The sequence below is a fragment of the Natrinema sp. HArc-T2 genome, assembly GCF_041821085.1.
GTDB lineage: Archaea > Halobacteriota > Halobacteria > Halobacteriales > Natrialbaceae > Natrinema.
This window is the reverse complement of the sequence record NZ_JBGUAZ010000003.1, coordinates 49841-74052: the sequence shown is the minus strand read 5'-3', so window position 1 is coordinate 74052 and position 24212 is coordinate 49841. Positions and strand designations below refer to the sequence as shown.

The window sequence follows — 24212 nt, the reverse complement described above, 5'->3', positions numbered from 1 at the left end:
CCCTGCCTGACTGAGCAGGACGAACAGGGTAAACAGGGCGCCAATCATTCGGGGGTGCTGTGCAAGGTAGTCTTTCATGCGGTCTTTCGCGGACATCACATTCCAATGGTTGTCACCAATCGAAATAAAATTATCTTATACTTACATATATGGTTTCTTATAAACGAATGGCCAGCAAGACAGGTACGGCAGTCGTGTTGGGGTTGCGAAAGTGAGATGATAGTATCAACTGAAACGATTCACACACCGATCGCATCATCTTCTCGCTCGCGGTACTCGCTCCGACCCGCACGCCCGTCGTGCGATCGGGTATGCAGTGACGTTCAGTAGCTACTGTAGATCAGCAGCAGCAGTCGCTCTGGATATTCCTGTTAGACAGTCGAGCCGAAACGCAATCGAACGCGTTCTCGCTGCGGCACGCCACCGAAAACAGAACCGCGATTCGAATCGGAATCGACCGAATTCGCTTAGGGTGCCGGTTCAGCCGCGACCGGCGCGAGTGCGTTGGTCGTGTTGGTCTCCGTTCCGTTACCCGACGAGGTGTCGCTTTCCGCGTCGGTCGTTCCGTCGTCTGTTTCGTTTCCGTCCGTCACGTTACTCGGCGGCGTTGCAACCGACTCGAGCGTGACGTCGACGCTGTCACCCTTGACCACGGCGGGCTCGGGGACGGTCGTCTCGCCACTGTAGTAGCTCGGCTCCGCCCCGACGGTTTCAACCACGGTGACGGTGTAGTTGCCGGTCGCCTCGACGCTGCTGTTGGTGTAGCCGTCTTCGACGCTGAGTTCGTCGTTCGTCGCGTACGGCACGGTCAGTTCGAAGCTGCCATCAGCCGCGAGGTCGGCGCGCTGCGTGTAATTGAACGTCCGACCGGAATTCGTCTCGAGTTCGACCGTGGCCACGGCGGTGGCGTTCTCGGCGTCAGTGACGCCGTCAGCGGTGCCGGTGATCGTCGCACCCGGCACGCGTTCGAACGTCTTCACGGCAGCTGCGCTTTTCGCATCGAAGACCTGTCGGCTCGGGTCGTTCTGAAGCTGCAGCAGCTGACTCTGAGAGACCCGCTGATTCACGACGACTGCAGGCTGGCCCTGTCCAGGTGAGACCGGCTGGCCGTTTTCGTCGACGGTGACGACCTGCCCGTCACTGACGTACGCGTAACTGACGTAGTACGCCGTTCCGGCCTCTGCATTCTCGTGGACGAGCCGGTAGTGTTCCATGTCCGCTGCGTCGTCGAAGTACAGCTGTGACACCATCGTGTCGTCGTACGGCAGGTCACCGAAGACCTGGCCGACCTCATCCGAACTGATCGGCTGACCGTTGTAGTCCTCCGGCGTCACGTAGTAGCTATATTCGGGTCCGGTCCACTGCGTGATCGCACCGAACTTCCCGCCGGCCATCGCGTAGTCGATCATCACGTACCGGATCTCCTCGATCGTCTCAGCGTCCGAGACCGCCTGTCGGAGGTCGTCGGTCGAGCGATCGGCGACGGGTTCGCCCGCGGCGATTCCGTCGAGGACTGCCTCGCCGCGTTCTTCGGACTCAGCGGTTAGGAACGCCGCCGACGAGCGGGCGTTCTGCTGGAACGGGTTCGAGTGAGGAATCCGCTCGGCCTGGGTCGTTATCAGGTGGCCGTAGTCCCACCACGACATGACCCCATAGGCCCCCTCGGGATACTCGTAGTCGCCATCACCCGGGTTGTACGTGCCGTAGTAGTCGAGTTGGTCGGCGTTGTTCGCCCCGCCGTAGTTCCCCGGCGCGGGCGTATTCTCTTGGAGCCATTCGTTCGAGCCCTCCCACGTCATGGCGTCCGTGCTGGGGCCAGTCGCTTTGCCAGTTTCCCAGGCAGTTGCACCCTGAGCGAGTGGCGGCAAGAGTGGGGCAAAGAGGAGCAAGACCACGAGGACGATGGCGATCACCTGATAGGTCTCGAGGGATCTGATGGACTCGAGGCTGCTCTCGAGATCGAGATTGAACAGTTGGACGAATTCCGCGACGAACGCCGCGTTGACGATCGCGACCGCGAGCACGAGGTAGTACATGAACCGCACCTGTGTTGCGGCCATGCTGATCAGGAACAGCGACCAGACGACCACGAGCGTGTGTTCGGCGCGGAATTTGCGACCGAACAACGGTCGAATCAGGAGGAAGGCGAGGCCGGCGAGCATCGTGTAGAACGCGCTGCCGAATTCGGTGAAGACGCGACCGAAGAAGTCGTCCGGCGGCTGGGCCTCGACGATAGTGAGCGTCCCCGTCCCGGGATTGAGCGGGATCATCCGGCTCGTGAGGTTCCCGATAAGCGTGCTATAGAGTCCGGGAAGTACAAGCCACATGACGGCCATTGCGGCGACGATGATGCCTGCGATCGCAGCAGGGTAGTAGCGGCGCTCGAGGTCACGATTGTTCCACTCTCTGGCGAGCCAGGCCATGAAAATACAGCCGGCGGCGACGAGGAGAGCTGCCAGCGGCTGTAGAAGTCCCAGAGTCGTCGGACTCGTACTACCGGGTTGTTCAATTAATAGTACCGTTAGGATAGCAGTTACACCGAGACTGACTGCACCGACGAAGGCGATGTGATCCGGCGAGCTACCACGGACGTAGTCGAGAGTAAGTTGAACGGCAAAGAAAACGCCGAAGATGCCGACGAGCAGAACCCCCGACGGCCAGACCCAGATGTACAGCGTCAGTGCGACTCCAGCGAGGGCGCTATAGACCGCGGGCGTCCGAAGCGCGGTCCAGTCCCGGTCGACGACCAGTTCGTAGATCGGTTTCTCGCGTTCACCTGCGGTGACGGCGACCATCATCGAGACGACCGCAATGGCCATGAAGAGCGGTTCGACAGCCTGGTGGTCGAGTTGGCCGACAGTCGAGCGGGAGAGGAACTGTCCAGTCGAGAGCGCGATAACGAGGACGGAAACGAGGCCGCCGAGCGTGCCGCCGAGTCGCCGTCCCGCATAGAAGATAGGGATCGCGACGAGCGAGGCCATGACTGGAACTGCGAGCAGTGAGACCGTATACAGGGTTTGCTGGGACGGATCGCCGAGGCCGACGATCATCGCCGCAGTGACGATGAGCTGGTCGTACAGCGTCCCGAACTGGCCGACGTAGTTCCCGGTCGGGAACCCTGTCCAGACCTCGTAGGGCATCGTGTGCGGATAGTTCTCGGCCGTCCAGTTGATCGTCCGCCAGTGATACCACGAGTCGATTCCCGCGAGCGCAGGCGTCCCGTTGTCGGTGACGAACCTGTCGTACGACTGGGTCCGAACCCAGAGCATGAACAGTATCACAGCCCCGAGTACAGGGAGGTGATACCAGTTCCGCCACGACTCGAGGAGGGTAGTTTTGGTCCCTTCCTCGACGTGTTCGGTGTCTGTACTCATTAGGTTGCACCAGACCGAAGCCAAGAATAAGTCTTGTCATATACCCGCAACAGTCGATAACCAATTTTGAAATGTGGCCAATCCCGTGCTGTTGATTAGAAATATTCTAACTCTATAGGTGTTTTATTTACATAAGATATCAATCATACATTTCAAAAAGATGCCAAAGCGGGAGCTGAAAAGCGATGTTAACCAAACTGCTGAGGGCACTGCTAGATTCAGTACCTCACAAAGCCGGTTAGTTAGAACGTCTGCTTGCTGAAGATGTGTCCAAGCACCAGCAGCAAGCAGACAGTGAAATCCACGAAGACCAGTTCCTTAACTTCCTCGTCAACCGACTTGACGAGGAAGTTTCTCTGAACCTCGCCAACAACGCTGAAATCGATGCAGAGGACCTCTACGAGGTCCTCGTCGGCGCAACCGCCGACGGGACTTCGATCTCGACGCTATGCAACTCCAGTGAAGACTCGCCATCGGCGAACACGATCCTCTACCACCTGCGGACGAAGCTCGAGCCAGAACGGCTCGAACGAGTCGCTAACACGCTTCTTCGACGAGACATCGTCGAACTGCTCCCCAAGCAGGTGGAGGTCTATACTGAGTACGACTTTCGAAGCACAGGGGCCGAGATCCCGCTGAACAGTTCTTAGAGGAACTGAAAGAGAAATACCGCTCGCAGACGCGGAGTTTCTCGTTGATGGCATGGGCTACCTGACTGCCCTTGCCCGAACTACTCTCAGCGGCGATCTCAACTACACTGACCGCAACATCGTTGAAAAGCTCTTTCAGACCTATACGATGCGAATCGAGCGGTTCCACGAAACATGGAATCGCAGTCAGGCCAGCGCCGGAGTGATTGGGGTTTGGTTTGAATACTCGTTTCGGAAGCGTTCGCTCGAGTCGCCGGATTCGAACAGCGTACCGGCGTAGCCACGATTCAGAAGTGACGCAGACCACTCGAGCGCTGGCTGACTGCCTATACCGCCGACTACAACCACCACCGCAGTCATCAAGCACTCGACGATCAACCGCCAGTTGAAGCACTCACACTGAAGGGTTCAATCTAGCAATGCCGTCGGGCGCCGTTTGTGGTGAAAGGTGACCGTACAGCATACCGAACTGGTCTACGTGATTTGTTCGACTTGACGAACAAGGGGCGAGAAAACGCTGCGAGCAGTTAGTCGGAAGTGAGAGCTCATAATCGACAGCACCGTGAAGTACACTATTGCCCCGATCCCCACTAGGGAGATGACCGGAACCCAAGTATCAAGCAAAAGTAACTTTTCAACATAAGTCAATAGAGTGAACATTATTACACCACTAACTATTTGAGCTCCGATCGGCTTTGGTAGGACAACCTGATCAAACACATCGTGGCAGATATACTGATACACTAGGAACATTAACAATTCACTTACCAGTGTCGCAGCGATAACGCCGGGGAAGCCGTAGAACTTTGCCAGACCTATTCCCAGCGGTACGAAACCTACCAACCCGACGAGCTTCACTCGAAACACTAGTTCAGGCTTGTCGGTCCCGCTGATGGCTGCTTCCAATGGGATCTGATAGGTATAAAAGATATAGAACAGTGCAATGCCAACTAGAGCGATGCCCGCATTTCCGAATTCCTTTCCGTAGAAAGTCCGCATCAGCACATCTGGAATTGCCAGCGCACCGAAAAAAATTGGGATAGCAAACAGTCCCGCATAGGACATCGCGTTCGCTACGTCGTTGTACACGTCCTCGCCGAGCGACGAGCGGCCGCTTGATTTCACGTGGAGGGGGTTGCTGATGGATGCCGCGAGTTGGGAGGCCGGAAGCACAAGGCGGATCGCCGTCTCGTAGAACCCAACCGCGCTGGCCCCCGCAAAGATGCCAATTAGAATCGGGTCAGCGCGCTTATAGAGGTCACCAACCATCGCGGTCGGAACACTCCAGCGCGCGAACTCGCCCGTGGACCGAATCGTCTCTCGCGTGGGGACTGACGGTCGGACGCCGCTGGTGAACGCGACCATGCCCGCAGTCAGGACTGTCGCGGCCGCAAGGCCAACGAGTAGACCGAACGCTTCCATCCCGATCCAGAGCAGGGCCAATTGGAAGCCGAGTGTGAAGACGCTCCGGAGGGTGTCGAACCACAGCGACGCACCGGGGTTGCCAATGCCCGCATAGAGTTTATTAAGTATCTGGAATAGACCGACGCTCCCCAGCACGAGCAGGATGCCGAGTATCTCCTCGGTAGCGACCTCTTCGAGTGGGAGATAGGGCGCGAGCAAGAAAGCGAGGATGCCGACGACGCCCAGATACACGATGTGGGCGATCAGTCCGACCGCGAGGAACTCTTCCGGACTCTTATCGACCTCGCTGACGCGCTTTTGAATGGCCTTGGCGATGCCTGCCGGAACCCTGACGAGCGAGATGGCGACCGCCAAAGCAAAGTAGTAGCGACCTACACCAGCGGACCCCAGCACTCGCGCGAAAATGATGACGCCGATGAACCCGAACACGGACATCGTCAGCTTCGCAACCAGCGAAAGCAACGCCTCCCTGCCGATGTCCAATTCAGCCGTGCTCATTTATAGGTATCCGAGTGCTTCGAGATCGTCATGCGGAAGATCCTCTTTCGAGACGGGGCGCTCGCCCGACCCGGTGAACTCCTGCTGAGCGCGAGTGAGTTGGGGGTCGTCTGCTGGGTCGCCGTCAAGGGTCCGGACGCCGTCCTCGGTGGCAATGTGGTATCGGTTCATCGCGGCCTGCTGACCGCTCTGGGCCGCGAAGGCGACCTCGCGTTCGAGCCGGCCCTGTCCGAAGTCCTCGCCCGCGAGGTAGGAGGGTACGTCCACGAGGCTCACCACGTCGCTCTCGACAGGGACGTTTCGGGTGGCGAACGGAACTCGCAGGATGCCTGGCAGGAGGTGTTTGTGGTGGCCCCACTGGCCGTCCTCGCCGATGAGTTCGCCATGGTCAGCGCAGAAAACGACGCGGGTATCGTCGGGGATGGTCTCCCAGAGTTCGCCGAGTTCGCGGTCGAGTTCCTCGACCTCACCGCGGTATAGCTTCTGGGCGATCCGGTTGTCGCGCTCGCTCCCCCGGCCGTCCAGCACGCGCCGACTGATTTGTTGGGCCTCGCTCCGCGAGACGGGCGCGTCGTCCGGGTTGTACGGGTGGTGTGGCTCCATGAAGTGAAGCCACCCGAACCAATCGTCTCGGCCGTCGGTCTTGGTAAGGAACTCGTTGATTACGTCATCTGCCGGTCGATACTCCCGACCGACTTCGCCGACGGTACCCTGCACGCTCTGGACGACGTTCCAGACGCGGGAGGCCACGCCGTAGAGTGTACTCTTGGGATTCATGTGGCGTGCGACCTTGTCCTTGATCCCTTCCTCTTCGCGGCTCGGTTCGGTAAACTCGTCGAAACCGATGGTGTAGCCATACCGCTCGGAGAGAAACCGGTTTGTCGAGATGCCGTGTTTGTACTCGTGGTCGAGCGACGGGATGACCGTCGTGTCGGCGTCGATGCCGACCTCGCCGGGGTAGATGCCACCGATGATCGACTGGAAACTCCCCGGTGTCGCGGTGATGGTGGCGAACGCTGCGGGGTGGGCGTCGCCGAGGAACTCCCGCGTTCGCTCCATGTACTTGTAGTGGTCGTAGCGCAGAGAATCGACGGTTACGAGTAGCGTATTTTCTATCATGTAAATCACCTGTATCCGAGGGCTTGTAGGCGCTGTTCAACGTCGTCGCCAGTCAGGTTGGCGTCGGCCGTTTCGGTTTCGGGTTCGTAGGTACCTGAGTCGGTCGCGGTGGTCGTAACCCAGGGGACCCTCTTTAGCACCGAAATCGGCACGTGGCGGTAGTGGCCGTACAAGCCCCACTCACCGAAGGCCTCGCCGTGGTCGGCCGTGAGAACGACCTTCTCGGCGTCCATGTTGTCTAAGAGTAGCCCCACGTCGTCTAGCACCCACTGGAGGTTGTCGCGATAGGCCGACCAGACTTCCTCGCGTGAGAGTTCACCGATTTGCAATAAGTCCCAGACCTTTCCAGCGTCGGCGTCTTGCTGGTTTCCAACCCGCCAATCGATATCAAGCGATCGATAGGGCGCGTGGGGTTGCATGTAGTGGACAACGAGGCGCTCATGATCGTGGGCTCGCATCGCGTCGATGGCCCGGTCTGTCACCGGTCGAGGAGGAATGCCGTCGAACTCCTCGTCCCAGGCGTACTCCCAGACCTCGTCCAGCAGGCCGAACCACTCGGGGTCGGCCTCGAACTCGTCGCCGAGTCGCTTGGTGTGAGCGTTGCCCGTCACGTAAGCCGTCCGGGCTATCTCCTCGCGGTACTCCGTGTTGAAGTTGTCCGCCATCCACTCCCACGAGGTCGAACCCAGCGACGTAAATGTCGGGATTCGGTCGGGCAGGAAGTCGTAATCGTCCGCAACCTCCGTCAGCACGTCAGTTCGGCAGGTGTCGAGGATGACCAGCACGTCCCAGTCACGCTCATAGATGCCGATCCCATCGCGGTCGAGGCCGAGGTGGTGGCACGCCCGGCGTGCGAACCCTCCCCAGAAGTCCAGTACAGCTGACTGGGCACCGCCGGCGAGTCCGTAGTCGTCGATCTTGTGCTTCGACTCCTGAAGCCAGTCTGCGAACGTCATGCTACTTGTACCCGAGTGCTTCGAGGCGACTCGAAACCTCTTCGTCGGTCAGCGATTCCGATTCAGCTTCGACCTGCGGTTCGTACTCCCCGGTGTCGGTCGCCGAAACCTGCACCCACGGGACCTCCTTGACGATGGGCAGCGGGAGGTTCTCGGGGTGAGCGTAGATGCCCCACTCGCCGAACGCTTCAGCGTGGTCGGCAGTGAGAACCACGTTGTCGGCATCGACATTCCGCAAGAGAGTGTCGATGCCGTCGTCCAACACCCATCGGAGCGTGTCGCGATACATCGGCCAAAGCTCCTCGCGGGTGATTTCTCCGTGCCGGAGTTTGTCCCAGAGGCTCCAGTCGGTCGCACAGTAGCGGAGGCGCTCGCCCCCAGCCTTCTCGTCGGCTTCGAACCAGTGAGGGTACTTCTCGACCAGTTGCCGATACGGTTCATGGGGTTGCATATAGTGAACGATGAGCCTCTCGGGGTCGTGGGTCCGCATCACGTCGATAGCCCGGTCGGTGACTGGCTCTGGCGGAATCGACTTGTACTCATCGTCCCACGCGTAGCGCCAGACCTCGTCCAGCAAACCAAACTTCTCCTCGTCGTGGCCGTCCGAGAAGGGATTGGCCGTGACATAGGCAGTCTCGGCGAGTTCGCCGTGGTACTCTTCGGCGAAGTTCTTCGCCATCCACTCGGGAGAACACGACGCGATGGAGGAGGTCGTGGGAACCTCGGCGGGGACGTACTCGTAGTCGGTCGCGACCTCTTCAAGGACGTCTGGCCGGCAGGTGTCGAGGACGACTAGCACATCCCAGTCCTCCTCGAAAATGGGCGTGCCGTAGTTCCAGCGCTCACCGACGCGACAGAGCATACCGGTCCAAAACGCTTTGGCAGCCTCAATTCCGCCGATCCTGACGCCGTGTTCGGCGATTCTATCTTGCGACTCGTTGAGCCAGTCTGAGAGAGTCATTGTTTATGCATATCCAAGTGCCTGTAGTCTATCTTTCACTTCATCGGTATTCAGGCGTGTGTCTTCGGGTTCAACCCGTGGTTCGTACTCACCCATGTCGCTCGCAGTGGTTATTGCCCACGGAACACGCTTCAGAATCGGAAGCGGTGCAGTACTGCTGTGGCCGTAGTACCAGTACTCGCCGAACCCTTCCCCGTGGTCGCTGGTGAGGACCACCGTATTTGCGTCCACGTTCCGGAGAAGGGGTTCGACACCCTCGTCTAACACCCACCGTAAGTTGTCGCGGTATCCCTCCCACACCGTCTCGGTGTCGATACGGCCTGTACGTATCTGCTCCCAGATAGTGAGTCCCGCTGCGCCCTCGCTGTCAAATCCGACCCGGCCGTCTGGGAATAGGTCAAGCATCGAGCGGTAGGGCGTGTGAGGTTGCATGAAGTGGACAACCATGCGGTCGAAGTCGTGGGTACGAGATACGTCCACCGCCCGGTCCATGACTATTTCGGGACGGACAGTCCGGTGATCATCGTCCCACGCGTACTTCCAGATTTCGTCCAAATAGCCGAGCGCGTCGGGGTCCGGCAGCGTTCGGGTGTAGGGGTTCGCGCTTACGAGAGCAGTCTCGGCAAGTTCGTCGGCGTGGGTCGAATCAGGATCGAACGTCTTTCTTGTCCACTCTGCCGATCGAGAGCCGACTGACTGGTGGACCCCCGCGTCCGGGTCGTACCCGTCGAGAAACTCATAGTTATCAGAAACCTCCCCAAGCACGTCAGGTCGACAGGTGTCCAGTACTAGCAGCACGTCCCAGTCGCGCTCAAAGACGTGCATGCCGTAGTTGTAGACGTAGCGTCCGAGGACACCGAGACCACCCTGCCAGAGTTCTTGGGCAGCACCGTAGACACCAATCGTCACCCCGTCGCGTTCGAAACGGTCTCTGGCGTTTTCGGCCCAGTCTTGGAGACTCATTGCTTAGATCTATCTCTATTCGAGGTCAAAGCTGTTTTCTGCGTGTCGATTTCCTCGTACGGTTCGATTGCGGCCGCTTCAACCGCCTTCTCAACAACCGCCTGCATCTCCTTACGGAATCGATCTACGCTGAATCGCTCGGCGAACGATGTGATTTCGTCGGCGTCCCAGTTTACGCCCTCTCTCTCAAAGCGCTCGATCGATGTACGGATGCTTGCAGGGTCCGGTTCGTGTAGCAGACCGTTTTCCCCATTGAGAATCTGATACTTGGTGTACCCCTCCTCGACGCCGAGAACGGGCGTCCCGCTGGCGAACGCCTCAATAGGGATGATGCCGAAGTCCTCGTTCATCGCGTTGAAAAGTACAGCCCTAGCCTCGCCGAGGCGTCGACGCTTTTCTGATTCGGACATATAGCCGACGAACTCGACGTTATCGGGCGCAAGCCGCTCGAGCTTCTCGCGCTGTTCGCCCGCTCCGCCAACGACCAATCTGGCGTCAAGTCCGTCGAACGCTCGGATGATCGTGTCGATACGTTTCTCAGGAATCAGCCGAGAGTAGGTCAGATAGTAGTCCTGTGTCTTCTTGGACTCGTACTGGTCGACATCCACAGGCGGGTAGACGACTTCGACCTTCTCTTCAGGAACGCCCCAGTACCGCCGGAGCCGTCGTGCGACGAGTTCGCTATTTGCCACGAATGTATCAGGAAATTTTGTATTAGGCAAAAACATTGTCCGAGCGACGAACGCGTACAGACGGGATGAAAGCGAATTTGCCCGCTGCTGGAACAGGTCATAAGGAACTCGCGGCGTGCTATGGGTGTAGTGGATGACCACCTGCTCATCTTCTGGAACATACCAACTCAACTCATTCTTCGACAGAATGACTACGTCGTACTCGGTCAGTTCCGGGATTTGCTGAGCGTTCCACGCGTAGTAGAGGTCACGAAGGAATACTGACCGCTTGACACCCGAGAACAGTGAGTTCTCGTAGAGACTTCGGGCGTCCACATCATCGGAGACGTTCTCGACGTCACCGAACCCGAAGTACAGCGGTGCATCAAACGTCCGAGCGAGTTCATCCGATAGCGACTCCGCACCGCCACGCTCGAGGTAGTTACCGTGGGCAATGGCGATAGAGCGATCCATCATACTATGCTATCCCCTTTCACTTCTGCTGACGTTATTTTAACGCTGCTCATTCGAAAGCCTCCCGTAACTCCTCGTCGATCTCCCATGTGCCGTCGCCTTCGCCCCGCAGAAGTTCTATTGTGGCATGAAAAAGCGACACCTGTGAGTCGAAGATGGCGTAGACTGCCTGCAGAGGCCCGAGAAGGTCTTTCTGACCGAGCCAGACAAATCCCGTGAGTGCGACTGGAACACCGAGTCCCGCCCAGCCAATGACAGACACGACTGCCGCAGTAACGGCCAGCACATTGAATGCAACCAGCCACGGTGAGACTATCATGAACCACCAGTTGAACGGCAGGACTACCTGTCCGTAATTGTCATACTTTCCGAGAGCGTCACGGTGCTGGACGAGTAGTCGAATTAGCCCCATCCCCCTACGGTCCTTCTGGAGACGACGCTTGCCGAACTCGGAGTGCGAGGCTTCCATATATTCTACAGCTGGATCAAAAATCACACGTCCGCCCTGTCGCCGAATCTTCAACGCGAGTTCTGTATCGTCGGCAAGCGAGTTGGGATCAATCGGGAGCAACGCATCATTTTCGAACGCGGAGAACGGCCCGTGAAAAATCAGCGTCGAGTCCAGATGAGACTCCAGTTGCTGGATGTGGCTCTGGACGCCGCGGTAGCCTGACTCGACCTCGCTTCCGCCTAACACCTCCACGTTCTGGCCAGTTACAGCCGCGATATCATCGTCTGCGAGATTTGCGGCAGCTTCCCGGAGGACATTCGGCGAAAGCTTCGAGTCGCAATCGGTCTTCACGACCATCTCGTTCGACGCGGCAGCGTAGGCGTCGTTAAGAGCCGGCGCGAGTCCACGTCGTTCGTCTTCCTCTAGCAGCACTAGATCAGGTGCTTCGAGATCGGCAAAGTATTCCCGTATAATCGCCCGTGTATCATCGGTTGAGGAGTCGACGATAACGAGTTCGACTTTCTCCATCGGATAGTCGAGGGCGAGTACATCATCAAGTTTTGTCTCGACGATCTGTTCCTCGTTGTACGTCGGCAGTACGATACTGACAGCGGGTTCGGCGGGTGTTTTATTGGCGGGCGAGCCGCGTGGCCGAATCCAGGCGTACAGCAAGAGATAACAGATATAAGGCGTGGCCGTCACCGCGAGAAGCGAGACGGCAGCTATGGCAAGCAGATTCATGTGCGCAGGGGTTGTGAGTATTGGCTAATAAACTTCCTTGTCTACGCAGATGAGCAAGACGAGTGCCTCGAGGTCAGAGTGGTCTGCATAAGTTCTGAACAGCACGGGAGCTTGCTTAGAGCCCGGTCCTTTGGCATGATTTGCTCTCCTCCCGAGGAGTTCAACTGCTTCGCTGATCACTCAGCCCCGAGGGAGTTCACGAGGAAGTTCACAGAAAGCGTTCCATGCGAAGACACAGGAGCGGAAACTGTATCCACCAGAGCCAGTCCCCTGAAAGGGGAGGGTTCTATAGAAAGAAGTTGGCGATGGACAAAGTCTAGGCCGCAAGAACAATAAGCGTTCGTTACTGTCAATATCGACATGGAAATCCGTTCTGCGGTGGTCCTCGCGGCAGGGGAGGGGGCCCGTCTTCGGCCGCTTACAAACCACCGGCCGAAACCGATGCTTCCTGCTGCGGCCAAGCCAATTCTCGAGCATGTCTTCGATTCGCTTGTCGACGCTGATATCACAGAAATTACCGTCGTCGTTGGCTATGGACGGACGCATGTGCAGTCACACTTCGGATCGACGTACCGTGGTGCGTCCATCGACTACGTAGTGCAAGACAAGCAACTTGGAAGTGGCCACGCACTTCTGGAAGCCGAACCCGAGGTTTCGGGGCCTCAGCTCGTTCTCAACGGCGACCAAATCGTTGAACGTGGGATCATCGAGGATGTTTGTGAGGTCCACAATAGCGACACCATCGCAACGCTTGGACTCGTTCGAGACGGTGACATTACTAACTACGGTGGTGTGATCCTCGAGGACGACGAGCACGTCACCGAAATCGTCGAACGACCGCACGACGATCGTAGTTATCATCTCAACGCGGGTGTCTACGCGTTCGAACCCGAGATTTTCGAGTATCTCCGCGGCCCAGAACCGCAGTTCAATGAGTACTCGCTCGTCGATGGTATCGCAAATGCGATCGACGCTGGTGAAACCGTCCGTGGTGTCGTCTCCGACGGGTTCTGGTACGACGCGACGTATCCATGGGACTTACTCGAGGTGACTGAGACGCTCCTCGAGAGTACAGACGGCGTCGAAAGCACGGTCTCAGCTGATGCCCAGATTCATAACTCTGCGACGATCGTCGAACCGGTCGTGATTTCAGCAGACTGCGTCGTCGGCCCGGGAAGCGTCGTCGGCCCTAACGTCGCGCTCGGCGAGAACGTAACGGTGGGAGCGAACGCAGTTGTCGAGAACAGTGTCGCCGATTCAGACACGCGCGTTGGTGCAAACGCGACGCTTGTCGATTGTGTCTCTGGTCGTAGCGTCCGAATCGGCGCTGGATCAACGGTCGTCGGTGGCCCTGGCGATGTCCGAATCGGCGATCGTGTCCACGAGAACGAACGACTGGGCGCACTGCTGGCGGATCGCGTTCACGACAGAGGCGGCGTGACCTATGCACCGGGAACGATCGTCGGCTCCGATGCCGTCATCACTGCCGGTACGGCTGTTCAAGGGACGATCGACGGCGAAACAGAGGTGCAGTGACGATGTGTGGAATCGTCGGGTACGCTGGGGCGTCCGACAGTGTCGATGCCGTCGATGTCGTCCTTGATGGCCTGTCAAGTCTCGAGTACCGTGGCTACGACTCCGCTGGCCTTGCCGTGCCGACGCCGTCGATAACAGTTCACAAGACAGAGGGCGAACTATCAGCACTCGAGAGTGCGGTTCCGAGAGACGAACTCGAGGGTGCACTGACTGGGATCGGGCACACGCGCTGGAGCACGCATGGCCCACCATCCGATGTGAACGCACACCCACACCGCGACGAGGAAGGCCGCGTTGCCGTCGTCCACAACGGCATCATCGAGAACTACCAGCGACTGCGTGACGATCTCGCTGATTCCGGCGTCACGTTCCAAAGTGAGACCGACACCGAAGTCGTCCCGCAGCTGATCGGTCACTATCTCGACCGCGGTGCGGCCCCCGAGGAGGCATTCCGGCTGGCGATCGACCAACTCGAGGGCAGTTACGCAATCGCTGCTGTCTTCGACGGATCCGAGACGGTGTATGCGACCCGACAGGACTCCCCACTCGTCGTCGGCCTCGGCGAAGCTGGTACGTATCTCGCGAGTGATGTCCCTGCGTTCGTCGAACACACGGACCGCGTCTGCTATCTCGAGGACGGTGATTTCGTTCGGCTGACCGCCGACGGTGCTGTCGTCTCCGATGCGGAAGGCCACCCCGTCGACCGTCCAACGGAAACAGTCGCATGGGATCCCGAAGATGCAGAAAAGAGCGGCTACGACCACTACATGCTCAAAGAGATCCACGAGCAGCCGAAAGCTCTGCGGCAATGCCTACGGGGCCGAATCGACGACCTCGACGGCACGGTCGACCTCGAGGATCTTGCTGACCTCGACCACGAGGGTCCCATTCAGTTCGTCGCCTGCGGGACGTCGTATCACGCGGCGCTGTTCGGCGCTGAGCGACTCCGGGAAGCTGGGGTTCGGGCGCAGGCGTTTCTCGCCAGCGAGTACGCGAGCGATCGCGTCCCTATCGACGATGAGACCCTCGTCGTCGGTGTCACTCAGAGTGGTGAAACAGCAGATACACTCCGTGCGCTTCGAGAGGCAGCCCGCGCCGGGGCGACGACGCTTGCGGTGACCAATACGGTCGCCAGTTCGGCTGCACGGGAGTGTGATCACGCCCTCTATATCAGGGCCGGTCCCGAGATCGGCGTCGCCGCAACGAAGACCTTCGCAAGCCAGCAGCTCGCGCTTGCCCTCTTGGCATTCACACTCGGCGATGGACCAACTCGCGAGGAACTCGAAGCACTCCGAGATATTCCTGGTCAGGTTAGGACCGTCCTCGAGACGACAGACGCACAGGCAATTGCTGAGGAGTACGTCGGCGCTGACGCCTACTTCTTCATCGGTCGTGGGTACCACTACCCGGTCGCACTTGAGGGGGCGCTGAAGATGAAAGAAATAACCTATCGGCATGCGGAAGGGTTTGCAGCCGGCGAGTTGAAACACGGGCCACTCGCGCTCGTGACCAAGGATACGCCAGTGTTCGCGGTTGTCACTGGAGACGATGAGACTGCCCGAAAGACCATCGGGAACGTCAAAGAAGTCGAGGCTCGCGATGCGCCCGTCGTGGCGATCACCGACGGCGAGTCTGACGTGACACGGTACGCCGACCACGTTCTCGAGATTCCCGCAGTCAGCAATCTCAGTGGGTCCGTACTCGCGAACGTTCAGTTACAATTGGTCGCCTACTGGGTTGCGAACTTACTCGGTCGATCAATCGATAAACCGCGTAACCTGGCCAAGAGCGTGACGGTCGAATGACCCAGGCACGATTCGTCTTCCCCGCTCGATCACTGACTGGAATCGGATTCCTTTAAGTAGTCGTACTGTCACATCCTCATCAGTGAGCAGAGTCGACCTTATTGTCGCAATCCTCGCTGGGATCGTCCAGGGAATCGTCGAGTGGTTGCCCGTCTCGAGTCAGGGCAACCTTGCGCTGTTCCTGACGATCGCGGGAACCGACCCTGCAGTTGCGGTGCAACTGGCGCTGTTCTTGCAGGTCGGTACGACGCTCTCGGCGGCGGTCTACTATCGCGATGATATTGCGACGGCTATCCTCGCAGTGCCCGGCTGGCGGCCTGACAGCGCGTACACTGGGGAGAACGCCATCGCGTCGTACGTCGTCGTTGCCACGCTGATGACCGGCGTCGTGGGGATCCCACTGTACGTATACGCAGTCGACTTTGTCGGCCAACTCACTGGAGGCGTCTTCATCACGGCTATCGGTGTCCTCCTGGTGCTCACAGGGGGGCTTCAACTCGCCTCGGAGTCGATATCGATGGGGATCCGCGATGCGCCGACGCTGCCAGACTCGGTTCTGGTCGGGGCTGTCCAGGGCGTCGCAATTCTTCCAGGAATATCACGGTCCGGTATCACGACGAGCGCACTGTTGTTCCGGAGCTACGATCCGCCAGCAGCGTTTCGTCTCTCCTTTCTGTTGTCGATTCCTGCCAGTCTCGGTGCTGCTGCTCTCACTATTACGGGTGCCGGTGGTCTTCCCGGTATCGAGCCAGTGCCTGCGCTGGCGGCACTTGGAGTCAGTTCCTTCGTCGGCTATCTCACCATCGATGCTCTCATGCGGATCGTCGATCGCATACCGTTCTGGGTCGTCTGTTTCGGCCTCGGTGGACTGGCGATCGTCGGCGGTGGGGTCATCTCTATCGTCGTGTGACTGATTGTTGAGCACGCCACCCACCGATCATCATAATCAGCTCTAGCCACCGCAAGGTGGTGTTGTGCGGCAATAGAACGGAATCCTAGGAAGAAAGAAAAACGGACTCGAGAGACTTCCCAACTCGAGTAGACTCCCTGAAACAGGTGTCGTGAAGCAAAGCGGGCATCCCAGAAGCATATTCGCGCTAGCAAATGTGACCGATACGGAATGGCTGAAGCCTCATAACCGGCTCCCGTCTATCGGTTTGAACTGCCGATGTCCACCATCCACTCGAGAAGTCAGTGGGAGTGCCCTCACTCATCAAGCGACTGCAGTCCCCAATACGTACAGCGTCTCGAGAAAAACCAGACAAGGAATCCCGAGGAGGTGGCCTATTCGACCGATTTTCATGCGATTGGAGTGTGAGTCTGTACCGCCATTAGCCGATTCCAATCCTGACCCGAGCAAGAGAGCCCGATTTGTGCGAGCTACTATCTCAACAGCCAATCCACTGCTCGAGCAATCCCCCGTCCTAGGTTCTCACTCGAGAAACCCCCACAGCAACACTTGCGGAGGGCAGAGACGATTATGACGATTGGATCGTTTTCCTGTGACATGAACAGAGCGGGTCGAGAGCAGAACAGACACGGAATTCTGTAAGAAACGAGAATACAATCCGCACTCGGAGAGAGACGCCACAGAAGGAGAGCTCCTCTCCCTGCCCAGTAAGCTACGGGAGATCCGGCGAGCGATCCCGGAGCCACTCTGCAGGATAGACAGCCGTCATCCCAGGTGTGTCGATCCGGAATTGTTGGGGTGGCGTGGTCTTTGCATACGTCTTCTCGACTCGAGGAGGCCCCTCGAGCGGGTCGTTGAGCGCAGAGAGTATTTTGTGGCCATCGGCCTGTTTCATGACGACCCAGAGTGCGGCCTCGGGTTCACAAGCAGCCATCTTGTCGAAATCGGCGGGCACCGCGCGTCGGGTGTCGTGGTTGATACGTTCAACCTCGGCTGTGACGATAATCTCGCCATCGGCATCCACACCTGCAAGGTCGAGTCGATGCTGGTCGTCGAGTTCGTAATACGGAATGACTTCGGTGACGTCCGATTCGGGATCCTCCGCGTACGCCTCCTCGAGATGCTGCCGGGTGACTTCGACTCCAAGGACGTGTTCACTGGATTCATCAAGATCACCGACTCCATGGCCATAATCGACGCCTTTGCGATAGCTTTCACCAATTGTAGACCGGCCTTCTGACGAGACGGTGTAGAGACGGTGTGGGTGATCCGTATCGTGTCTAAGGAGGTCGGCCTCGAGCAGTGGGGCGATCTCGTCGGTTTCGATCCCGACGTACTCCTGCAGTCTGATCATCGAGTCATGGAGCAGATCATACTCGAGCGTATCATACCGGAGTTGCTGTGCGTTGTACACCGTTTGTAAGAAGAGCAGTTGTCGGTCACTCCATTCAGAAAGATCTCGCTCTTCGGCTGTGAGCTTGAGATTGATATCACAGACAGGGATGTCAGCAGGCTCGACGTCTGTGAGTGAACGACAGCATTCAATCGACCGCTTCATTCCTTCGATAGTCGGATCGTAGCGGTTCTCACATGATCCACAACAGAGAGCATGTATCGATTCGTCGTAGCTCACGTACTCGGGGAGTCGCTTCGTGTGTGGCAGTAGTGAGTCAACCCGGAGTGACGCTTCTTCCGCTGTGTCCTCGTCACTCGATCCGCTCTCGGTGCTTGGATGGTTGCTTTCATATTTGAGTCCGGCTTCGTTCCATGTCTCGAGTGCGGTGAGTTCGAATGCTGTGTTGAAGGCCTGATACTGCTCGTCGCCAAGTGGTGTCTCACTTGCGGGGTGTCCATCGGGAGCGGGCAGTGACCGTCCGAGAAACGGTCGTGGAGCTGGTGTGCCAAATGTGGCTGCAGGGCGGACAAGCCACTCGCCATGACGAATTGCTGCAAGCCGCCTGGCAACCTTCGTTGGTGGAACGTCGTCGGTCGCGAGCGCCTTCGCCAGGTCGTCTTCGATGCTGACGTTGCCGACGACGAACGTTCCGATCTCGTTGAGCGCTTCTTCGTAGGTGTGATTCGACGGATCTGGAGAGTCGAGTTGGCCGGGGAATTGAACACCGAGCATGAGGGAGAGGCCAAACGATCTCCCTTGTGAGAGGAGGGTATCGACCAGTTGCGTCGCGGCGATGTCTTTCGCCTCCTCGAGGTACAAATTGACTCGAGGTGGCTGTTGTTGCGTTTGAGAGGTTCCTGAACGGGCTTTCAGCGCGATCCACAGATTCGAGAGCAAGACGAGCGTAAGTGCATGTTTAATCCGCTCTTCCATCCCGCCGAAATCGAAGATGACGACCGTATCGTCGTCGATGACGTCTGTGAAATCGAAGTGGGGTTCTGTTTCGTCACTCTCAGTGTCGTCTTCATCTGTAGGAGCACGATGGACGTGATCGAACAGTGGTGCAAGTCGATCATCGGTCGCGATGAGTTCGACTCGAGCCACGGCGCCGCCGAGAACCATGTTGAAGACGTCTCGATCGCGCTCGAGCAATCCAGCGAAATACTCGGTGAGTCGTTCATCCGAAGTCGGTGGCGGTGTTTGATCGCTCAGTGTACGCTGGAGCGCCCGGTAGAGATCTTTGTGTGAAATCGCATCCGAACCGTGAATCGGATCGTACAACGCTCGAAGGTGATTGCGAATCGCCTTTGTCGATTCCGTCGCTCCATAGTACTGTTCTTCGCCCATTAGCCCCGCGAGGATCTCTTCGTAATGGCCTGCGATTCTCGAGCGTGCTTCTTCTCGTGAAAGCCCGGCATCGAGTAGCGGCTTGATGTCGAAAATCGACAGCGCAGGAAGTATTTCGGTGAGGTCGAAGTAGCTGACGTCCTCGAGGCCATCGTGTGCTGTATAGTGGGCTTGGAGGTACTCCTCGGCGGTTCCCCCTCCCTTGTAATCGAAGAGGATCTCAGGGCCGTCTGTGGCCTCGACGTTCGACAGCATTGCACCAGTCGTGAGGACGGATTTTCCGGAGCCTGTATCGCCGATGACGAAGAGATGTCTATCCTGAAGTGTTGGTGGAAGAACGAACGGGTTTTGGTAGGGTTGGCGGTCATCAGTCAGCGGCATGCAGAGCGTCTGTCCGGTTCCCGTGTACTGTGCGAGGTGATCCGGAGATGGCAGAGAAAGGCCGGTTCGTTCGGATTGTCGAGCCCCGAGTGCTCGTTGGCCGGATGATGTGAGGCCAACGCCGTCGATCAGACAGAACCCTGGGAGTTCGTCTGGTGCGACGACGATCCCCGCGCTCACGTGTGGCTTCCATGGGAGACGGCTTTCGAGCGTTTCGTATGTTGGTTCGGGATAGGGTCGTTGACAGATGTCCTCGAAGAGTTGACTTGCAGGTGGACGTGAGCCTACGTGGAGGTCAGCATCCGTGAGGAGGTGTCCGCGGATCGAATGAAAAGAACCACTGAGATGGCCGAACACGTTTGTGAGTCTTCGAGCGACTGTCTCGGCTTGTTGTGAGTTCGTGTCATCTGTGAGCGCCACTGCTCGAGCCGAAAGACAGAATGTCCGTCGAAGGTCACGCGTTTCGAGTTCGGTGAGACGATCACGATATGGACGAGCAAGGTTTTCTGGCTCGAGTTTCTCTTCCGATCGAGGGAAGACGAAATTGAGGAGACGATCGGCTGGTGTGACGAGGGCGCGCTCGAGATCGTATTGGTACCCTTCTGCGTCTACCCGTTGATCGCCAAGCGGACTGCAGGTCACTTGGTACACGACGGGGATTGCTGAGTCACAGAGTGTTTCGACGAGCGTCGCCAGTGGGATACGACGGGAATTCGATTTCTGTTTCTCTGGTTGTGTCTTTCGAGAGCGGTCGGTGAGTTCCTCGAACGATGCGAGCGAGGTTTGCCAATCCTGGCGGATTTTCGCTACACCGCGATACTCGATGCCAGCGGCGTATGGCTGACTTGGCGTGTCAGCGGCGGCTGGTGTTGAACCGTCGTTGTCTGTGGGGGGAGTGTGAGACGGTTGGAGTTGTCGTGGATGCCAGTCGACTTGCGTCAGTTCGTACGTATTTGGAAACGCCGTCCGAAGGATCGCCTCGAGTTCGTCGATGAATTCGTCGTGTGTCGTCCCGACAAGGTACCGGATGCTTGTATCCGGTTGGCCGTCAGCAACGAGCAGCCACTCTATGAGCGGTTGCTGGGTTCTCTTTCGAAGGGACGGCCAAGTGTTCGAGTTTGAGAGGTTGTAGAGGCCCTCGTAGAGAATTGTCGTTGCCTGTGAGACAGCTGCACTGTTGAGTGGCTTTGTCGATGGCCGGATTTCGATATACGTTCGTGACTCGAGGGATGTGGGTGTAGGCGTCGTGGGATCTACGTCTGTGATGTGTGACTGGGTACTCGCGTCGCTGGGATCGTCTCCGTCAGGAATCGGACTCGAGTTTTGGGATGGTGCAGTCGTCTCTCCAGTAGTCGGCGTGGTGTCTTTCTCTGTCGCCATTGGTTAGAAAGAGAGTTAGATGCAGCCAGCGCTCAGATACTGTATTCGAGAACGCTTCTGATACTGTGACTCTCAATACCCGGAGAATAACTTCGACCTATATAAACGCGTGTTAGGGGTGAGTGAACTGTCTTTGTAGTCGATAGTCTAAAGGAGGGAAAGAAGCAGGTTGACGCTCGAGGTGCTAGAGTGTATCACTGAATATTGCTTCACGCTGCAGTGAGAGAGTACATTTCGTGTGCTTTCAGACAGGGAAGGAGACTAGTAGGTTAGGTGCTAGAGAGTACATTTCGTGTGCTTCGGCACTGTCTAGTTCAGCACCTCCTGGGCTGGCGTTCGGCCATCGAGTGCTTGATTCGGCCGATCGTGGTTGTAGTGGTGTCTAAACCGTCTGAGCCAGCGACGTGCACTGGCTGGACTGCCCCGCCAAAACGAGTGAAAGCGGTCGATTCGCATCGACACAGTCTGGAACCATTTTTCGATGTGGTTCCGGTCTGTGTAGTTGAGCTGACCGCTCAGATCGTGGCGAAAGAGAGCAGTCAGATAGCCACCGCCATCAACCAGAAACTCAGTGTCTGACACGTCGTGTTTCTCGGTTAGCCGACGCAAAAATGCCGCCGCGGGATCGGTCCCGCGGCGGCTGTATACGTCGATTTCGAGCAAGAGCTTCGACTCCGTATCGATCGCCGCGTACAGCCATTTCTTTTTGCCATCGACCTCGATCTGTTTCTCATCGACGGCGACCCGCGACGGCGCTGCCGCCGGCGGGTCCGCCTGGCTCTCCGCAAGATCGTGCGTCCAGTTCCAGACTGCTCCATGAGACCGATCGACGCCAAGTAAGTCCAGCACAGCGACGACTTCCCGCACCGACAACCCCATCGAATGCAGGCGCACCCCGAACACCCTGACGGGTGTCGGTGTGCGCTCGTTCTCCCAAACCTCATCACAATCCACGTCTAAGCTCTCTCTGAGCAGGTTGGCAAGTTGCATGGACACTTCTTGCCACTACCTGCTCGTTCCTCAAACTCTCATCTAGACAGTGCCCCGCAAGCAAATCTCTCGCGAGGTGCAGAAAGACGCCGAAAATAGTTCACAGGAGCAGGAAGATTGACCTCTACAGAAAAAGCAGGTCGAGTGCCCCAGGGCTTGACCCCGAGGCGGTTCACACATCGAAACTGGTTTTCTGACAGCACTCATCAACTATTTATCGTGCTGTCATACATTTCTTCGAACTCCTGCTCGCCGCGGATCAGCTCGTCGACACCTTCAGAGAGTGTGACTTCTCCGAACACAGTTGCCCGATAATACGTGTATAGTCCGTCTTGTCCTCGTTCCGTACGCTGGCGCTTCTCAATGAGGCCGACATCAACAAGTTTGTTGAGGTGATAGTGAAGTGTACTATCGTCGACATTAATCACCTCCTCGAGCTCTTTCGGACTCATCTCTCCACTGTGGACAAGCCGGTAGAGGATTTCATATCGAGTACGGTGTCCGACGGCAGCATGCATCTCAAGATATTCGTCGAGACTGAGAATACTATCCTCTGGTAGCAGGTCTTCCGGATCTTCCGGATTCTTCCCACCAATCGCACTCGGTTGATTTGTCGCCATCTTGGTCTAGAGTACTGGCGGCAAACTTTTAGCCTTTATCAAGCCAAGATATCTCGAAAACACTCTCTTTTATAAAGGCCGAGTGAGCAAGAACCCCTATGACCACTGAAATCACACGTGATTTGATCGCTGAGCGGCTGGGGAGCGTGAAATACGACCGTTTCCTTTTCTATTTGATGGGTCCGTACAAGTCGTTCAATCTCAACTATGTACTCAGTGAGGAAGAACGCCGCGAGATCGATATCGGAGAACTCCCCGGGCCGTTACGCCGACTCTTTCGACACAAGGACGATATCAATTCGGCGCAAGCGCTCTTACGGCGGATACAAGGAGAGCTTCGGACGGATCCAGGAGTGAACGCATTTCTGGCCCTCGATGCGGAGGTAGATACTGATGAGGTGGATGCAGTGACACAAAGCATCGAGTACGCAAGATGCAGCAACGCGACCGCATTCGTGGTTCCGTTTCTTGGGCACAATTTTGGCGTTGGAGAAGAGGCTGGAAGTGTTCTTGAGAGTCTCGCGGAAACACACGGTGATCGGCTACTCTTTGCCCATGAAGATGACGTGACAAGTGCGATGATTCGATCATCCAAGGTGCGATGGGATCTACGAGTCGAGACGTATGAAACGGAAGAGGAACTCGTTAGTAAACTTCGACGGTTCGCAGGTGGAGTCATGCAGCGCGAACGTCGTGGCGATCTTAGATGTTTGGATTGAGTGAACGCTGGCGTTGAAAACTCGAAGACAAGTCTGAACGGTCGATTTTCTCGGCCTCATTTTCATCTCTGCCTGAAAGAAGAGGTATCTGCTGGCGTCAGTGGGAGCTCGAGGACTCCGAGTGCCCGTCGGGCGCGTGACCTCCTCCTCGCGGTAAACGACGAGGCTTCCCACGGCACCGCACCGCTGGGTTGGGATATTTGCTGGTTTACGACCCGTCGGTATGACGGGCCGATGGCGGGGCCACACCGCCGTTACTCCTATCCCCGGCACGGGGACTCGGAGTTATCTTGGTGACCGAGACACCACAGCGGTTCGAGATGGGTGTCTCGAACGTTCTGGGTCTCGGAGTCCCGATATTGTCCGATTAGGTGGGCGGACGTGCCGCCTCGGTGTATGTCATACTACACCTCGACTGAACTTAAATACCCGTATTGCTACCGAACGGGGACTGTGTAAGCGTTGTCGGATTCACGCCCGGTCGTCAGACTACGTCTGACGGGCAATCAGAAATCGAAGATTTCTGATGACGGCGTAAACGCCGGGGATTCTCTCCTTGAAGAAAGATAGATGCGGTGCAGTTCCTCGAGCGCTTTCGGCTGGTCTGTGACGGGCAGATCATGGAGCACCCGGCGCGCGGTTACCACGTTTTGGGTATCGGTCAGAATGGGAAGTCGCGTGGCGTCGCCGGCGACGGTAGTGACATCGAGACCGGCAGCCGGCCGTTGAGGATGGCGAGGGCCAGCTGTTCCCGCTGATAATGACCTACAGCCAGCAACCGATGACAACGTAGTAGACTCAGTTTCAGACGGATATTTTCATGGCCGATACAAAAACAGTTCTTC

General features: G+C 57.5%; 16 protein-coding genes and 1 pseudogene. 5 read left to right on the top strand and 12 right to left on the bottom strand.

Features of this window, described 5'->3' with window-relative positions; all coding sequences use genetic code 11:
* Nucleotides 1-467: 467 nt before the first annotated feature.
* Entirely contained in the window at nt 468-3374 is a 2907-nt protein-coding gene (locus ACERI1_RS07950) for an oligosaccharyl transferase, archaeosortase A system-associated (protein ID WP_373617560.1), read from the bottom strand.
* 266 nt (nt 3375-3640) lie between these two features.
* On the opposite strand from ACERI1_RS07950, the pseudogene ACERI1_RS07945 reads away from it, so the two are divergent.
* Nucleotides 3641-3988, top strand: a pseudogene (locus ACERI1_RS07945) (ISH3 family transposase); the annotation flags it as partial.
* A gap of 510 nt (nt 3989-4498) precedes the next feature.
* Here ACERI1_RS07945 and ACERI1_RS07940 read toward each other — a convergent pair.
* From ACERI1_RS07940 to ACERI1_RS07910, 7 genes are read right to left on the bottom strand one after another with little or no spacing between them, the layout of a single operon-like run.
* The gene (locus ACERI1_RS07940) at nt 4499-5947 is read right to left on the bottom strand and encodes a lipopolysaccharide biosynthesis protein (protein ID WP_373617559.1); all 1449 of its coding nucleotides are present in this window, start codon (nt 5945-5947) and stop codon (nt 4499-4501) included.
* Entirely contained in the window at nt 5948-7066 is a 1119-nt protein-coding gene (locus ACERI1_RS07935; protein WP_373617558.1) for a sulfatase-like hydrolase/transferase, read from the bottom strand.
* Nucleotides 7067-7071: 5 nt separating this feature from the next.
* On the bottom strand, nt 7072-8022 hold the full coding sequence (locus tag ACERI1_RS07930; RefSeq protein WP_373617557.1) for a hypothetical protein: 951 nt from the start codon (nt 8020-8022) through the stop codon (nt 7072-7074).
* A gap of 1 nt (nt 8023) precedes the next feature.
* Nucleotides 8024-8983, bottom strand: a complete 960-nt coding sequence (locus ACERI1_RS07925) for a hypothetical protein (protein ID WP_373617556.1) — start codon at nt 8981-8983, stop codon at nt 8024-8026.
* A gap of 3 nt (nt 8984-8986) precedes the next feature.
* Nucleotides 8987-9946 carry a hypothetical protein gene (locus ACERI1_RS07920; protein WP_373617555.1) on the bottom strand — a complete coding sequence of 320 codons (960 nt, stop codon included), beginning with the start codon at nt 9944-9946 and terminating at the stop codon, nt 8987-8989.
* Nucleotides 9943-11094 carry a glycosyltransferase gene (locus ACERI1_RS07915; protein ID WP_373617554.1) on the bottom strand — a complete coding sequence of 384 codons (1152 nt, stop codon included), beginning with the start codon at nt 11092-11094 and terminating at the stop codon, nt 9943-9945. Before ACERI1_RS07915 ends, ACERI1_RS07920 begins: the two co-directional genes overlap by 4 nt.
* A 46-nt stretch (nt 11095-11140) precedes the next feature.
* The gene (locus ACERI1_RS07910) at nt 11141-12283 is read right to left on the bottom strand and encodes a glycosyltransferase (RefSeq protein ID WP_373617553.1); all 1143 of its coding nucleotides are present in this window, start codon (nt 12281-12283) and stop codon (nt 11141-11143) included.
* Nucleotides 12284-12643: 360 nt separating this feature from the next.
* On the opposite strand from ACERI1_RS07910, the gene ACERI1_RS07905 reads away from it, so the two are divergent.
* The 3 genes from ACERI1_RS07905 (at nt 12644) to ACERI1_RS07895 (ending at nt 16534) form a co-directional block, all read left to right on the top strand.
* A complete protein-coding gene (locus ACERI1_RS07905) occupies nt 12644-13819 on the top strand; it encodes a sugar phosphate nucleotidyltransferase (protein WP_373617552.1) in 1176 nt (391 codons plus the stop codon).
* A gap of 2 nt (nt 13820-13821) precedes the next feature.
* Nucleotides 13822-15624, top strand: a complete 1803-nt coding sequence (gene glmS, locus ACERI1_RS07900; protein WP_373617551.1) for a glutamine--fructose-6-phosphate transaminase (isomerizing) — start codon at nt 13822-13824, stop codon at nt 15622-15624.
* 82 nt (nt 15625-15706) lie between these two features.
* Complete coding sequence (locus ACERI1_RS07895) at nt 15707-16534, top strand: undecaprenyl-diphosphate phosphatase (protein ID WP_373617550.1); 828 nt, start codon at nt 15707-15709, stop codon at nt 16532-16534.
* A gap of 712 nt (nt 16535-17246) precedes the next feature.
* Here ACERI1_RS07895 and ACERI1_RS07890 read toward each other — a convergent pair.
* From ACERI1_RS07890 to ACERI1_RS07880, 3 genes are all read right to left on the bottom strand, one after another.
* Nucleotides 17247-19838, bottom strand: coding sequence for an ATP-binding protein (locus tag ACERI1_RS07890; RefSeq protein ID WP_373617549.1), 2592 nt, complete (start codon nt 19836-19838; stop codon nt 17247-17249).
* A 1509-nt stretch (nt 19839-21347) separates the two neighbouring features.
* On the bottom strand, nt 21348-22028 hold the full coding sequence (locus tag ACERI1_RS07885) for an IS6 family transposase (RefSeq protein ID WP_373617548.1): 681 nt from the start codon (nt 22026-22028) through the stop codon (nt 21348-21350).
* A gap of 206 nt (nt 22029-22234) precedes the next feature.
* Nucleotides 22235-22648 carry a winged helix-turn-helix domain-containing protein gene (locus tag ACERI1_RS07880; RefSeq protein WP_138781119.1) on the bottom strand — a complete coding sequence of 138 codons (414 nt, stop codon included), beginning with the start codon at nt 22646-22648 and terminating at the stop codon, nt 22235-22237.
* A 98-nt stretch (nt 22649-22746) separates the two neighbouring features.
* Between ACERI1_RS07880 and ACERI1_RS07875 the strand changes: the two genes are divergently transcribed.
* Nucleotides 22747-23367 (top strand): hypothetical protein, encoded by a 621-nt coding sequence (locus ACERI1_RS07875; RefSeq protein WP_373617547.1) that lies wholly within the window; start codon nt 22747-22749, stop codon nt 23365-23367.
* 506 nt (nt 23368-23873) lie between these two features.
* Here the strand turns inward: ACERI1_RS07875 and ACERI1_RS07870 are convergent.
* Nucleotides 23874-24155 carry a class I SAM-dependent methyltransferase gene (locus ACERI1_RS07870; RefSeq protein ID WP_373617546.1) on the bottom strand — a complete coding sequence of 94 codons (282 nt, stop codon included), beginning with the start codon at nt 24153-24155 and terminating at the stop codon, nt 23874-23876.
* Between the last annotated feature and the right edge of the window lie 57 nt (nt 24156-24212).